Genomic DNA, 13,771 nt, shown 5'->3' with positions numbered 1-13,771 from the left:
CAAGTGTTTCACTCTCATCGCGCTTGTCCGCCATGCTCAGGCTGCGAGCAGGCTCCCGGTAAGTAACGCTTGTCCGCCGCGACCAGCCGGGCAACCGTAAGCCGCAGCCGCTCGGCTGTAATCGGCTTTACCAAATAGTCGATCGACTTGATGTCGAACGCTTCCACGGCGTATTTGGCAAAAGCCGTCGTAAACACAATGTGAGCGCGGGGCAGGGCCGAGCTGAAGCATCTGGCGGTGTCCGTACCGAGCATGCCCGGCATGTGGATATCTAGGAAAACGGCGTCCGGCTGCAGGCCGCAGGCGTCTTCCAGCGCCCGGCAGGGGTCCGTATACCGACCGACCACATCGACGCCTCCGATCTGGCGCAGCAAAATATCCAGTAAGTCCAGCGCGTTCTCTTCATCGTCGATCAAGATGGCGCGAACCATAACGATCACCTCTTGTCATTTACGATTATAGAGAACTCCGCGCCCTATGCGCAATGAGCAATTGAGTTTACAAGAGCGCCCAGGGAACGGGTTGTTCCGTGTCAACGAAGCGGCGTGTAAAATTGTACAAAACGAATTCAGATTGTGCATGTTCGCCGGGCGGAACGTTCCGTTAAGCTGATGGAGTAAGGAAACGGCATCTTCATCTAATCGATACTGACTATCAGGGGGGACTTACGTTGACCGATTTTACCAATTTGCGTTATTACACGCCGGCTGAGAAGCTGGAGCGGCCTGAGCTGGTGAGCGCAGATTTGTGTATATACGGCGGGACGCCGGCAGGCATTGCCGCCGCCGTACAAGCGAGCCGCATGGGACTTTCCGTCGTAATCGCCGAATTCGGCCGCCATCTGGGCGGACTGACGGCAAGCGGACTCGGCCGGACCGATTTCGGCCGCAAATATTCGATCGGGGGCATCGCCCGCGAGTTTTACCAGGAGCTCGGACGCCATTACGGAACCGACGAGGAAGACGGGACCGCCTGGTTCATGGAGCCGCATGTGGCGGAAGCGATTTTTAACGGGTGGATGGAGAAGGCGGGCGTTCCGGTTTACTTCGGGCAGCATCTCGCGCAGGTGGAGAAGCGGGACGGACGGATCGAGCAGATTACGATGGAAAACGGCAACGTGTTCCGCGCCGGAGCTTTTATCGACGCTACCTACGAAGGGGATTTGTTCGCTCGCGCAGGCGTCTCGTACCATGTCGGCCGCGAAGCGAACACCGTTTACCGGGAAACGTGGAACGGCATCCAGTTCGGTTCGCCGCACCATACGTTCCGGGCTTGGGTTGATCCGTTCGTCTTGGAAGGGAAGCCCGACAGCGGACTGCTGCACGGGATTTCGGCCGAAGCGCCGGGCGTGCAGGGACAGGGAGACCGGTCCATTCAGGCGTACAATTTCCGCATCTGCCTGACCGACCGCGAAGACAACAAGGTCGCATTTCCCGCGCCGCCCAACTACGATCCGGCCAAATTCACGCTTTTGTCGCGTTATTTGCGCGCCGGCGTCTGGGACGCCCTGACGCTGCACAAGCCGATGCCGAATGCGAAGACGGACCTAAACAACTTCGGCGGGGTCAGCACCGACCATATCGGCATGAACCACGAATGGCCGGAAGGCGACTATTCGACGCGCGAACGCATCTTCCAGGAGCATGTCCACCACAATCTTGGGCTGCTGTATTTTTTAGCGAACGATGAAAGCGTTCCCCGTCATATTCGCGACGAGGCTCGCAAGTGGGGGCTGCCGGCGGATGAATTCACGAGCACGGCAAACTGGCCGCATTACTTGTACGTGCGGGAAGGGAGACGGATGATCGGCGACGTGGTGATGAATCAGAACCACTGTCTCGGCTATCACGTCGCGGATGATTCGATCGGGCTCGCTTCGTACGGGATGGATTCGCATAACTGCCGCAGGCTTGTCATGGACGGCCGCTGTGTGAACGAGGGCGATGTGGAGATCGGGGTACCGGGTCCGTATCCGGTCTCGTATCGGGCGATCGTACCGAAGGGGGACGAATGCACGAACCTGCTGGTCCCCGTATGCTTGTCCTCGTCGCATATCGCCTACGGCTCGATCCGGATGGAGCCGGTGTTTATGGTGCTCGGTCAATCCGCCGCCACGGCTGCCGCGATCGCGCTGGCGGAAGGGCGCGCGGTGCAGGATGTCGATTACGCCGTATTGCGGCAGCGGCTATTGCAGGACGGTCAAGCTTTGACGGTTTGACGAGGCGATACTATTAACGATTAGGGGTGTCTATATGCGCAAAACAATAATCAAGGCAGGATCGCTTACGCTTGCCCTTTGCCTCACGGCCGCATCGCTTGCGGCCTGTTCCAAAGGCTCCGAAACTACAGAGAGCGCAGGCCAGCCGGGGCAAGCGAAGCCTCCAGCAGCACCGAAGGAGCCGGTAGAGCTCGTATTTTACGCGATCAACGGCGATTCCGAGGAAAGCTTTAATTTCCGCTTCGGGGACATGATCCGCAAGAAGTTCCCGGACTACACGATCAAGTACATTTTCAACCAGAAGGGCATGACGCTTCAGGATCTGGTCACGTCGGGAACCCGCTTCGACATTACGTATCACGCGGTCGGCTTTTATGAGAACTTTTTGACCCCGCTCGGGCTGCTCTATGATATGACCGATCTGATGAAGGCGCAGAAGGTCGATGTGAGCCGTTTCGAATCGACGACGATCGATGCGATCAAACAGCTGTCCGGCGGCAAAATGTACAGCTTGCCCGTATACGGCAACAACCTCGTGTTATATTACAACAAGTCGATCTTCGATAAGTTCGGCGTAGCTTACCCGACCAGCAATATGACCTGGAACCAAATGTCCGAGACGGCGAAAAAGCTGACCCGCGAAGACGGTGGCGTGCAATATTACGGCTTCGGCATGAACCCGCAGCTCGTGACGCGGATGAATCCGCTGTCGATTCCGAACGCCGATCTGGCCAGCAACTCGCCGACGATCAACAAAAACGATCTGTGGAAGCAATTTTTCCAAACGTTCTTCCTCGATCCGCAGTCGTCGCCCGGCTCGCTCAAGACGATCCCTGACAGCAATACGTTCCTGAAAGAGAAAAATGTCGCGATGATGGCGTATATCTCAAGCGCCATCTCGATTTCGGGCGACCAGTTCAGGCAGGTCGACTGGGATCTGGTGCCGCTGCCGAGCTTTAGCGACAAGCCTGGCGTCGGCTCGCAGATCAATTCGATCAACTTCGGCATTACGAGCATCGCCAAAAACAAGGAAGCGGCGATGGAAGTGCTCGCGTATATGACGAGCGACGAATTCCAAACGAGCTTGGCCAAGAAAGGCATCATGCCGGTGCTGAAAAGCGACGCCGTGCGAAACGCAATCGGTCAGGAATCCGAATTCAAGGCCAAAAACTTCAAGGCGATTCTCCAAAACGCCCCGGCCCCGATTCCGCCAAAGGCGCTGTACGACGCCGAGCTTGTCAATATTTATGCCAAATACGGCACACAAATCTGGCAGGGCGCGGTCGATATCAATACGGCCATGCGGCAGGCGGAAGAGGAATCGAAGAAAAAAATCGAGGAATATTTGAACCAGAACAAGAAATAAGCCGGTCTGGGCGAAAATACGGCGGGCTGGTGGCCGTCAAAAGGCAGAGAAAACCGTCCGAAGCGCGACTTCGGGCGGTTTTCGTGCAAAGATAAGAAAGTATATATCCTGCCGGGATTCAGGGGCAGGGGAGCGGAAGCGGAAGTGAAAGTTCCGCTATAGCTGGCGAAGCGGCGCCGACAGGGCGATAACGGAAGTAAAAGTTCCGTTAAAACAAGGGAAAACGCGAAACCGGTGAGATAACGGAACACCTTTTCCGTTATTTTGGGAAAAGGCGCCGGATCCCGCAGAAATCTGCGTACTTGGGAGGGGATAGCGGAAAACGAGTTCCGTTATCCGTCAAAATGCCGCAAGGACGAGCAAATAGCGGAAAATCGGCTCCGCTATATTTTGCTTTTCCACCGGCTAACTTGCTGCTGGTCATGCAGGGACCCTCCGATCGACATACCGGCGCAGGTGAAGCAAAAAGCCTTTCCGTGAGCGGAAGGCTTTTTTAGTCGGACGGGGGCTTCGTCCGAAGGTGACTTCGGGCGGTTTTTCCGTCGCAAAGATGAATAGGGGCTCCTCCACCCGTCAGGGGGCCTTGTCCAGGTCGTACCACCAGTACCCGCGCCGGAACCGGGAAGCGGCACTAAGGGTGATACCTTCCTTTTCGTACACGATCCGGCCCTCCAGCGTCTCCTTATACGTCCAGCCGCGCTGCCCCAGAAAAGAGGTCAACTGCTGCTCGGACGGCCCTCTTCTGGCTACCAGCTTGACGGCGTCGGGCGTAAGCGGCACCACCCGCGCTTGCCCGGCTTCTATGGCAAGTAACGCGCGCGGTACCGTTAGAGGGTATGAAGTGCCGAACGTTAAGGCGAGCCCTATTATGGCTGCAAGGCAACAGGCTGCGGTCCATATCCATATTTTCACTTTACGCTTTGGGCGATGCTCCCCGCTCGGCTGTTATCATCCAGGTCACTCCGTATTTGTCGGTAAGTTCCCCATAGTACATACCGAAAGGCTGCATGTCCAGCGGAGCGATCACACGGCCGCCTACCGCAAGGCCCGCGAACGCTTCTCTCGCAGCGGACTCTGTCTGGAATGCCATATTGAGGGCTATGCCGGGCCCGGGAGGCGCCGGCTCGAACGAATCGGCCATAAAGATATAATTGCTGCCGGCCACCGACAAGCACATATGCATCACTTTGTCCTTCAAGTTATGCTGGGCGCCCATCGCTTGTTCGTGAGTAAGCACGGAAACAATCTCCCCGCCGAAACACTGTACGTAAAAATCGGCCTGACTCCTTGCATCTTCCGAGCGGATAAAAGGCTTCAGCGTTCCCGTCATGAAACTCATCCCTTCGATTCGTCATTTGTTAACGATACAGAAAGTTAACTTCGCTAAAACGCGGTCGTTCATCTTTGAATTACGTCGATAGACGTTTTTGTTAGGTACAAGCTGATTGTACAACAAGGATTACCCTCGCGTTACTTACAAATTGCTATTTTTCCCCACAACGGGCAAGTGTATATCGAATTCCATGATTTACAAAACGATTTAATTTCTTTATGATTAAATTAATTCGGGCGGGCAACTGGATAAGTTGAACCACGGATCATCATGGAACGGACTTGCCAAACATCGGTTCACTTATTTGCATATTCCGCAGCAAAGGAAGGATACCGCAAATGAAGACGCTAACAAGCACGAACACGATGACGAAACGAAGCCCGGCTTATACGCTGGACCGTTATCCGCAGTGGGAGAAGCGGTTTTATACCTCATCCGACGGGCTGCCGTCCGATCGCGTAACCCATCTGATCGTCTCGGCGAAAGGCGAGGTATGGGCCGGAACTCCGGCCGGATTGGCGCGTTTTGACGGAGAGCGGTGGGAGGCAGCCGCACACGGCCCTCCGGCAGAGCCGGTCTCGATGCTGTTTGCGGACCGGCAGGAAGGCGTTTGGGCTGCTGTTGGCGGCGAGCTCTACCGCCTGGAAAGCGGGCGCTGGCGCCACCAAGAGCCGTTCGGCGCACCGGTGCAGGCGCTGGCGCAGGACGAGGACGGCACATTATTCGCCGCCTCCGGAGGGATGCTGTACAGCCTGACATCCGGCGGCTGGACGGAGGAGCGCGCATACGGGGAAGCCGGGGTGCGAGGCATGACCGCCTTCGGCAGCCGCAGGGTGTATCTCGCAACCGATCGGGGGCTGTATGCGCTGCTTGGCAAACGGCCGCGCTGGTACGATATCCCGGCGGGCGAGACGGGGATGATCAGCGACTGTACATCCTGCCTGCTGGCCGATCGATGGGGGCATGTTTGGATCGGCACGGACCGGGGCGTCTGCATCCACGACGATACCGACTTTTTTTACCGTCTCGACGGCTCGAAGGGGCTGCCGCAGGAAGACATCCGGGTTATGGCGGCGGGATCGGCCGGAGGTCGCTGGTTCGGAACGCCGGCCGGGGCCATCCGCCTACAGGACGGAGTCTGGTCCTACTTCGCCTCGAAGCGGTGGCTTCCCGATGACAACGTGAGGGCGATCGCGCTCGAATCGGACGATAACGTATGGATCGGCACGGAGGACGGAATCGCAAGGCTTACGGTGCGGCCGATGTCGCTGCAGGAGAAAGCCGATTACTACGACGGTCTGATCGAGAAATATCACAAGCGGTTCGGCTACGTGAACGGCGGCCGGCTGAAGGAGCCTTGCAAGCTGGACAGCATCGAGGTGGAAATATCCGATAACGACGGCTTGTGGGCGGGGGACTACGCAGCCGCCCAAACGTACAAATACGCCGTCACCGGGGATGCCGAGGCGCGGGAGCGCGCCAAGCGGACGGTTCACGCGATGCTGGACCTGCTCGCGGTTACGGGCCGCCCCGGCTTTATAGCCCGTTCGATCATTCATCGCTCGGAGCCGGAATTCGGCGTGAAAGGACCTCGCCACGAATGGCGCTTGTCGGCGGACGGCGAGTGGGAGTGGAAGGGCGATGCGTCCAGCGACGAGGCCGTGGGTCATTTTTACGCCTATGCGGTATTTTACGATCTAGCTGCGGATGACGACGATAAGGAGCGAATCCGCTCCGGCGTCCGGGCGATAGCGGATCATATTCTGGAGCATGACTTCTGCTTGACGGATATCGACGGCTTGCCGACGACATGGGGAGTCTGGTCACCGCACAGACTGAATCACGACGCCAAATGGTGGGAGCAGCGCGGCATCAACTCGCTCGAGCTGTTATCCTTCCTCAAGACGGCCGCCCACGTAACCGGCGACGAACGCTACGAGGCCGCGTACCGCGACCTCATCGTCCGGCATCATTATGCGCTCAACGTGCTGGACGAGAAAATTGCCAAACATCCGAGCTCAGGCAGCATCGACGACAATCTCGCCTTTCACGCGTATATACCGCTGCTCCTGTACGAAAACGATCCCGAGCTGCGCTCGATCTATACGATAAGTCTGGAGCGGCATTGGCAGATGGAGCGTCCCGAGCGATCCCCGCTCTGGAACGCCGTATATGGAGCACTGACCGGGCGCATGTGCGACATCGAGGCGGCGGTTCGAAGCCTTGCGGAGCTGCCGCTCGATCTGATCTGCTATAAGGTCGTCAACAGCAGCCGCGCCGATCTGCGCGGTGGAAGGGACTTGTCCCGCGGCCTGGCCGATTCGCCGCTTCCGGTGAACGAGCGGCCGCTGCTCAAGTCGGACAAATCGCCGTACCGGCTCGACGGGGGCAGCGACAAATGGGCCGAGGACGGCACGATGTTTCTGCACCCGTACTGGCTCGCCCGCTATTATAACCTGATCGCCGAGCCGCAGCAGTAAATACCGCATGCCGCGCGCATGCCACGATACCAGGAGGTGTTCGTATGGCCAGAGGACAGCTGTATTCCCCGGAGCGTAAATTTTTGACCGACAGCGAAACCGGCGTGAGCATTACGAAGCTGACTGCTTTTCCGACCGTCAACATGAAGCTTTACTTTCATGTTAATGCGTTTACGCCCGATTCCAAAACGCTCGTGTTCCACTCGTACAAGGCCTCGCACCGCGATTCCCAAATCGATATTTTCCGGGTCGATACGGACGGCATGAATTTGATCCAGGTGACCGACCGGCCGGGAATCGGCGGCGATATTTTATCGTACTGCGGCAAATGGCTGTATTTTATTGCGGAAGGAGCGTTCCGGCGGGTGTCGCTCGCCACGTTCGAGGAGGAAGTCATCGCCCCCATGGACGAGGTTGCCTCGGCGGGCCTCGGCAGCTTGACGTTCGACGACCGGTACTATGTGGCGGAAGTCGAGCTTCGCGGCGGCGGCAAAGGCATCGTGCGGATTTCCACGGACGGCAGGGAAGCGGATATCGTGTACAGGCAGTCGGATTCGATCAGCCATACGCAGGTGGAGCCGTCGGCAGGAGGCACGATCGCCTTCCAGCGCAAGGCGGACGGGCTGCAGCGGAACATCTGGCTGCTGAACGCGGACGGCAGCAACCTGCGTCCGCTGGAGCTGCCTCACGGCAACGGGCACTGGATGTGGCTCGGTTCGACGAAGCGGATCATGTCCAACCTGTCGAGCGAGCATCGCGGTATCGCGATTACGGCCGAGGGCGAAGAGAAGACGGAACTGTACACCGGGGAGCATTTTTGGCACGGCTCGTGCAGCATGGACGGTAAATGGATCGTATCGGATACAAACTGGCCCGATCACGGCATCCAACTGATGAACGTGGCGACGAAAAAGTACAAAATGCTGTGCCGCTCCGACAGCTCGTCGGGACATCCGCAGTGGAGTCACCCGCATCCGTCGTTCAGCCCGGACGGACGATGGGTCGCGTTCAACTCGGACCGCACCGGGATGCCGAATGTGTATTTGGCCGCCGTGCCGGAGGAGATGCTGGCGGAGCTTGCGGCAGAGTAGCGGCGGCTGCCGGGCGGCGGGCAGCTGGGTCATAACGAAGCGAGGCTGTGCTTTTTGCGGTACTGGGACGGGTTCATCTTGCTGTACGCAGTAAAGACGCGGCTGAAGTAGAAGCCGTTCTCGTACCCGCACAGTCTGGCGATATGATCGATCGTGTACTCGGACTGCACGAGCAAATTTTTCGCCTTCTCCATCCGCAGCGAGACGAGATAGCGGGAGGGCGACATGCCGAATACGTGCTGGAACCGCCGGCTGAGCTGAACGGGGTGAATATGCAGAAAGGCGGCCACGTCCTGCAGGCGGATGTCGCGGAACGCATGATGGTCGATCATCGCCCTCGCTTCCTTCATCAGCTTGTCCTCGGCGAGATTGTCGTACTGAGCGAGGCTTTCCGCTTCGATGCGGAACAGCAGCCAAATATCGTTGGCGAAATGCTGCAGCCACGTCTTGCTCTGCTCATCCTGAAGGCGCATAAGGCGGTGCAGCTGCCGGTACGTATTGTACAATCTTTCCTGTTCGCTTGCGGTATACTTGAACGCATACAGACGGCGGAGCAAATCGATCGTGCGCCGCTCCGCCTCCGTGTCGTTCTTGTCATAGCTGAAAATGAAATAGTGAAACGACAGCGGCGAAATCATTTCGCGGCGAAACGGCAGGTTCGGAGGGCAAACGACGATGTCGCCGCCTTCGGCTTCGCCCGCGTGGCCGTCGATTTCGTACGAGAAGCGCCCTTCCTCGACGGCGAACATGAGCCAGCGCGGTTCGTTGGCGGAATTCTTGATGAAATGCGGCTTTTCTTTCCAATACGCTTGATAGCTGACCGATATAGGGTATACCGCTCCCACCTGGCTTCATCCCCCGTAAACTCCGAATGTATCCCCTTTCATTCGACGAACCGATCCGAAATTCCTGCTTCCTATGTCACCCCTGCCGTTCCCCGCGAGCGCCTTGTTTACAATCCTGTCCTGTGCTTTCCCAGTGAGGCGATGCCAATCCGACTGTGCGTGTCTTTTGCACGGAGCCGCCGCATATTCGCCTTTTTTTTGCAGGGAATGGAGCCGGTCCGGCGAATTACAGATAAGTATTTGGGAATCAGAAGGCAACCACAGCTTCCATGAAGGAGACGAGAAGAAGCATGAAGCAACCATTCGATGCAGGCGAGCTGCTTGGCTTTTATGAGGATCATCTGAAACGGGTGCTGTTGACGTTCTGGCTGCGATCGACCGACCGGGAGGACGGCGGCTACTTCAACTGTTACGACAATACGGGAGCGACGCTCGTATCCACGGACAAATATACGTGGTCGCAGGGCCGGTTCGTCTGGATGTACGCGAAGCTGGCCGCCATGGATACGGATACGTTCGGCGAAGCCGAGAAGCGGGAGTTTCTCGAGCTGGCCGCGCACGGCGTGCGCTTTTTGATCGATCACGCCCTGCTGGAAAACGGCAACTGCACCTTTATTATGGACAAGCAGGGGCGGCCGAAGCGGAACGATCCGGCGGACCGGTTCGATTCGAGCATTTTCGCCGATTGCTTCGTGGTGGCGGGTCTTGCCAAATACGGCGCCGTGTCCGGCGACAAGGAGAGCGTCGGCTTCGCCCGCAAGCTGTACCGCTCGATTATGGGCCGGATCGACAGCGGCAGCTACCAGATGGCGCCGTATCCGACGCCGGAAGGGTACAAGTCGCACAACATTCCGATGATTTTGCTGAATGTGACCCAGGAGCTGCTGGAAGTCGAGGAAGCGCCGTGCGGCGATCCGTCCGAAGCCGCCGCCTTGCGCGTCAACATGCTGCGGTTTATGGACGAGATTACGGAGCGGTTTATCGACGACAGCGGGGTTCTAAACGAAATGATCGGGACCGATCTAGTGCGGGTCGATTCCTTGCTGGGGCGGTACTGCAATCCGGGACACTCGATCGAGGATATGTGGTTTATTATTCATGCCGCCCGGAAGCTGGGGCTTGAGCGGTATGTCGGGAAGGCCGCACGCACGACCCGGAAAATGGTCGAGATCGGCTGGGACGCCGAATACGGCGGGCTGCTTCTGTTCGTCGACCGCGACGGCGGCAAGCCGCACGGCGATACGGCCGGAACCGAGCAAACAGGCATGGTGCGGCAAATCCGCGACAATTGGGACAACAAGCTGTGGTGGCCGCACTCCGAGGCGCTTTACACGACGATGCTCTGTTACGGGATTACGAAGGACGAGGCGTTTCTGGACGATTACAGGCGCATTCACGAGTATACGTTCCGCACGTTTCCGAATCCGGACGAAACCGTCGGGGAGTGGATTCAGATCCGGATGAGAAACGGCGAGCCGATCCAGAAGGTTGTCGCCCTCCCGGTCAAAGACCCTTATCATATTATCCGCAACGTCATTTATTTGATCGAGCTGCTTGGAGCGATGAAACGCGCTTAAAGCCGACTACCGCTGGGGTACCGTTCATACAAGCCGCGCTTAAGAGAAGAGCCCTCTTCACCGAAGAGGACTCTTCTTTTTTGTGGTTCCATAATGATTTTATAAAGGAACCAGTAATAACATAATGTTTCGCGACTTAACAAGGTGTGATGCGAATAAAAGCTTGTATAATAAGGGTTTTTCAGATGATGGCAAAAATTTTGTTGGATTTTGGAAATAAACCAGTTGACAAAAATAAAAGCGCTTTCTACAATGGAGATGAAAAGTGTGAGGAACCAGACGGAACCAGTTGGCGTCTCATGCACGACCCCGAGTACTGGCGCTGGCAAGGGAGGTGAGCGGGCCGGAAACACGCACCGGCACGTTTTGAAAGCGCAATCATTTTCATTGGACTATCGGTATGAAAACAAGTGTTGGACATGGGGGGAAACGCGATGAAGGTAAAAGCAGGTTTGGTGGCGCTTACATTTTCGGTGCTGGTTACCGCATGCGGCGGCGGCCAGGGAGGAGGCTCGGCAAGCGGAAGCACGGATACGAAGAAGGAAGAGAAGCCGAAGGACCCGTACACGATGGTCATCTTTACTGCGGGCGTATCGGAGAAGGAATTCAACGATCGTTTCAGCGAAACGCTGAAGACGAAATTCCCGCACGTGACGATCGAGTACATTATGAGCGGCAAGGGGCAGACGATTGCCGATCTGGTTGCGGCGAACAAAATTCCGGACATTATCAGAACCGACGTCCCGACCCTGCAAACCGGGTATATGGACTACAAGATCCATTACGATATGTCCGAACTCGTCAAAAAATACAAGTATGACACGAACCGCTTCACCAAAGTATTCCTTGATGAAATCATCGATGCCGGCGGAACGGGCGCGCTGTACGGTTTGCCGGTGCCTCCGTACTTCCCGCAGGCGACTTATTACAATAAGGACTTGTTCGATAAATTCGGAGTCGCTTATCCGAAGAACGGCATGACTTGGGATGAACTCTACGAGTTGGCCAAAAAAATGACGCGCACGGACGGCGGAACGGTATACCGCGGCTTCAGCGCCAATCCGACCAATACGCTGCGGGATAACGTGCTGTCGCTGCCGATCCTAGATCCGAAAGGAACCGGACTCGCCGATTCGGCCAAATGGAGCACGCTGTACCAAAACCTGCTGCGCTTTTACCAAATTCCGAATAATACGATCGAAGCCAACCCGAGCCTCGAGGACAAAGCGTTCAACAAAGGCAACGTAGGGCTGATGACGAACCAGCATAACATTTATCTTGTCATTCCGCCGGAAGTGAACTGGGATCTCGTTTCTTATCCGAAGTTCAAGGACGGTCCCGATCTGATGCCGCAGCGCGGACCGGCGTACTGGTCGATTACGAACACGAGCAAGCACAAGGACGAAGCGTTCGAGATGATTATGGCGATGCTGTCCGACGAATCGCAGCTGGCCGACTCGAAGCGGGGCATTCCGACGACGCTGAACAATCCGGAGATCGCGAAGGTGCTTGGCCAGTCCGACCCGATCTACAGCAAGAAGAACATGAACGCCATCAACTATTACAAGCCTGCGAACTATACGCCGAAGCGCAAAATGGGCGAGGTCACCGTACCGGGAGCCACGCAGCAAGGCCTGATCGGCAACACGTTTGTAGAGGTCGCGCAAGGCAAAAAGGATATTAACACGGCGCTTCGCGAGATCGACGAGAAACTGAAGGCCGCCCTTGAAGAGGAAAAAGCGAAAGCCAAATAAACAGGCAAGAAAAAGCGGATAGGAGCTGGGGAACATCATGGGAATTACAATAGCCGTACTGCCGGACCCCGTCACACAGAAACGGATTTTCGGAGAAATGCAGTGGAAGCAATTGGAGGCCATCGGTACAGTTGTGCGTAACGACCTGGACGGTTATCCGACGCCGGAAACACTGGCGCGCTTCATCCGCGGCGCCGATTATGCGATCACGTCTTGGGGCTGCTCCAAATTGACTACGGACATTTTGCAGCAGGCTCCCAATTTGAAGGCGGTTTTTCATGCGGCGGGGACGGTGAAAGGAATCGTCACGCCGGAGCTGTGGCAGCGCGGCATTCGAGTGTCGAGCGGCAACGGGCCGCTCGGCAGAGGAGTTGCCGAGACGGCTCTGGGGCTCACGATCGCCTCGCTCAAAAATATGTGGCGGCTGACGCAGACGACGCGCGAAGGCGGCTGGAACGCGGGCAAGGAGCGGATTAGCGAGCTGTATCAGATTACGATCGGTGTGATCGGAGCAGGCAAGGCGGGCCGGCATTATATGGAGCTGCTGCGTTGCTTTGAAGTGTCGATCGTCGTCTACGATCCGGTTCTTACGACTGAGCAGGCGAAAGCGCTAGGTGTGACGAAGCTGGAGCTGGATGAGCTGCTCCGCCTAAGCGACGTCGTTTCCATCCATGCTCCGTCCATTCCGGAAACGTATAAAATGCTGAATGCCGCAAAGTTCGCGCTCATGAAGGACGACGCGATCCTGATCAATACGGCGCGAGGATCGATCGTGGACGAGGAAGCTCTGATCAAGGAGCTGCAGCAGGGAAGGCTGTTCGCCTGTCTGGACGTCACCGACCCGGAGCCGCCGGCGGCCGACTCCCCGCTGCGCAGCCTGCCGAACTGCATCCTGACGCCGCATATTGCCGGAGCCGTCAATAACGGCGTTCGCCGCTTGGGCCAGTTTGCGATCGATGAGCTGAGCCGGATGCTGTCCGGCGGCAGCCTCGAAGGCGAAGTGAAGGAAGAGCAGCTTGCCGTTTTGGCCTAAATTCATAAGAAGACTTCCGCATGAGCTTACATAAGAACCGCGGCAGTCTTCTTCTTTTTTGTCCGCGTATTCGG

General features: G+C 57.0%; 12 protein-coding genes. 7 read left to right on the top strand and 5 right to left on the bottom strand.

Annotated elements, in window-relative coordinates; translation table 11 throughout:
- Nucleotides 1-14: 14 nt before the first annotated feature.
- Nucleotides 15-431, bottom strand: a complete 417-nt coding sequence (locus D7M11_RS15170) for a LytR/AlgR family response regulator transcription factor (RefSeq protein WP_120748089.1) — start codon at nt 429-431, stop codon at nt 15-17.
- A 239-nt stretch (nt 432-670) separates the two neighbouring features.
- Between D7M11_RS15170 and D7M11_RS15165 the strand changes: the two genes are divergently transcribed.
- Both D7M11_RS15165 and D7M11_RS15160 read left to right on the top strand, forming a co-directional pair.
- Complete coding sequence (locus D7M11_RS15165; protein WP_120748088.1) at nt 671-2,218, top strand: FAD-dependent oxidoreductase; 1,548 nt, start codon at nt 671-673, stop codon at nt 2,216-2,218.
- 34 nt (nt 2,219-2,252) lie between these two features.
- Nucleotides 2,253-3,584, top strand: a complete 1,332-nt coding sequence (locus D7M11_RS15160; RefSeq protein ID WP_120748087.1) for an ABC transporter substrate-binding protein — start codon at nt 2,253-2,255, stop codon at nt 3,582-3,584.
- 259 nt (nt 3,585-3,843) lie between these two features.
- On the opposite strand, the gene D7M11_RS37105 is transcribed toward D7M11_RS15160, so the two are convergent.
- The 3 genes from D7M11_RS37105 to D7M11_RS15150 all read right to left on the bottom strand — a co-directional run bounded on the left by D7M11_RS37105 (nt 3,844) and on the right by D7M11_RS15150 (nt 4,923).
- Nucleotides 3,844-4,008: a hypothetical protein gene (locus D7M11_RS37105; protein WP_158606623.1), complete on the bottom strand. Its 165-nt coding sequence runs from the start codon at nt 4,006-4,008 to the stop codon at nt 3,844-3,846.
- Between the two features lie 149 nt (nt 4,009-4,157).
- Nucleotides 4,158-4,496 (bottom strand): hypothetical protein, encoded by a 339-nt coding sequence (locus tag D7M11_RS37100; RefSeq protein ID WP_120748086.1) that lies wholly within the window; start codon nt 4,494-4,496, stop codon nt 4,158-4,160.
- 1 nt (nt 4,497) lies between these two features.
- Nucleotides 4,498-4,923, bottom strand: a complete 426-nt coding sequence (locus D7M11_RS15150; RefSeq protein ID WP_338042492.1) for a VOC family protein — start codon at nt 4,921-4,923, stop codon at nt 4,498-4,500.
- A gap of 332 nt (nt 4,924-5,255) precedes the next feature.
- Between D7M11_RS15150 and D7M11_RS15145 the strand changes: the two genes are divergently transcribed.
- Nucleotides 5,256-7,397: a ligand-binding sensor domain-containing protein gene (locus D7M11_RS15145; RefSeq protein WP_120748084.1), complete on the top strand. Its 2,142-nt coding sequence runs from the start codon at nt 5,256-5,258 to the stop codon at nt 7,395-7,397.
- 44 nt (nt 7,398-7,441) lie between these two features.
- The gene (locus tag D7M11_RS15140) at nt 7,442-8,488 is read left to right on the top strand and encodes an oligogalacturonate lyase family protein (protein ID WP_120748083.1); all 1,047 of its coding nucleotides are present in this window, start codon (nt 7,442-7,444) and stop codon (nt 8,486-8,488) included.
- 29 nt (nt 8,489-8,517) lie between these two features.
- Here D7M11_RS15140 and D7M11_RS15135 read toward each other — a convergent pair whose 3' ends face one another.
- A complete protein-coding gene (locus D7M11_RS15135; protein WP_120748082.1) occupies nt 8,518-9,333 on the bottom strand; it encodes an AraC family transcriptional regulator in 816 nt (271 codons plus the stop codon).
- Between the two features lie 290 nt (nt 9,334-9,623).
- Between D7M11_RS15135 and D7M11_RS15130 the strand changes: the two genes are divergently transcribed.
- The 3 genes from D7M11_RS15130 (at nt 9,624) to D7M11_RS15120 (ending at nt 13,697) form a co-directional block, all read left to right on the top strand.
- Nucleotides 9,624-10,910 carry an AGE family epimerase/isomerase gene (locus D7M11_RS15130; RefSeq protein WP_120748081.1) on the top strand — a complete coding sequence of 429 codons (1,287 nt, stop codon included), beginning with the start codon at nt 9,624-9,626 and terminating at the stop codon, nt 10,908-10,910.
- A gap of 434 nt (nt 10,911-11,344) precedes the next feature.
- A complete protein-coding gene (locus tag D7M11_RS15125) occupies nt 11,345-12,664 on the top strand; it encodes an ABC transporter substrate-binding protein (protein WP_158606622.1) in 1,320 nt (439 codons plus the stop codon).
- A gap of 37 nt (nt 12,665-12,701) precedes the next feature.
- Complete coding sequence (locus D7M11_RS15120) at nt 12,702-13,697, top strand: hydroxyacid dehydrogenase (RefSeq protein WP_120748079.1); 996 nt, start codon at nt 12,702-12,704, stop codon at nt 13,695-13,697.
- Nucleotides 13,698-13,771 lie beyond the last annotated feature (74 nt).

The sequence above is a fragment of the Paenibacillus ginsengarvi genome, from assembly GCF_003626695.1.
Classification (GTDB): Bacteria; Bacillota; Bacilli; order Paenibacillales; family NBRC-103111; genus Paenibacillus_AB; species Paenibacillus_AB ginsengarvi.
The sequence above is the reverse complement of the archived record's forward strand: the minus strand, read 5'-3'. Positions and strand labels throughout refer to the sequence as shown.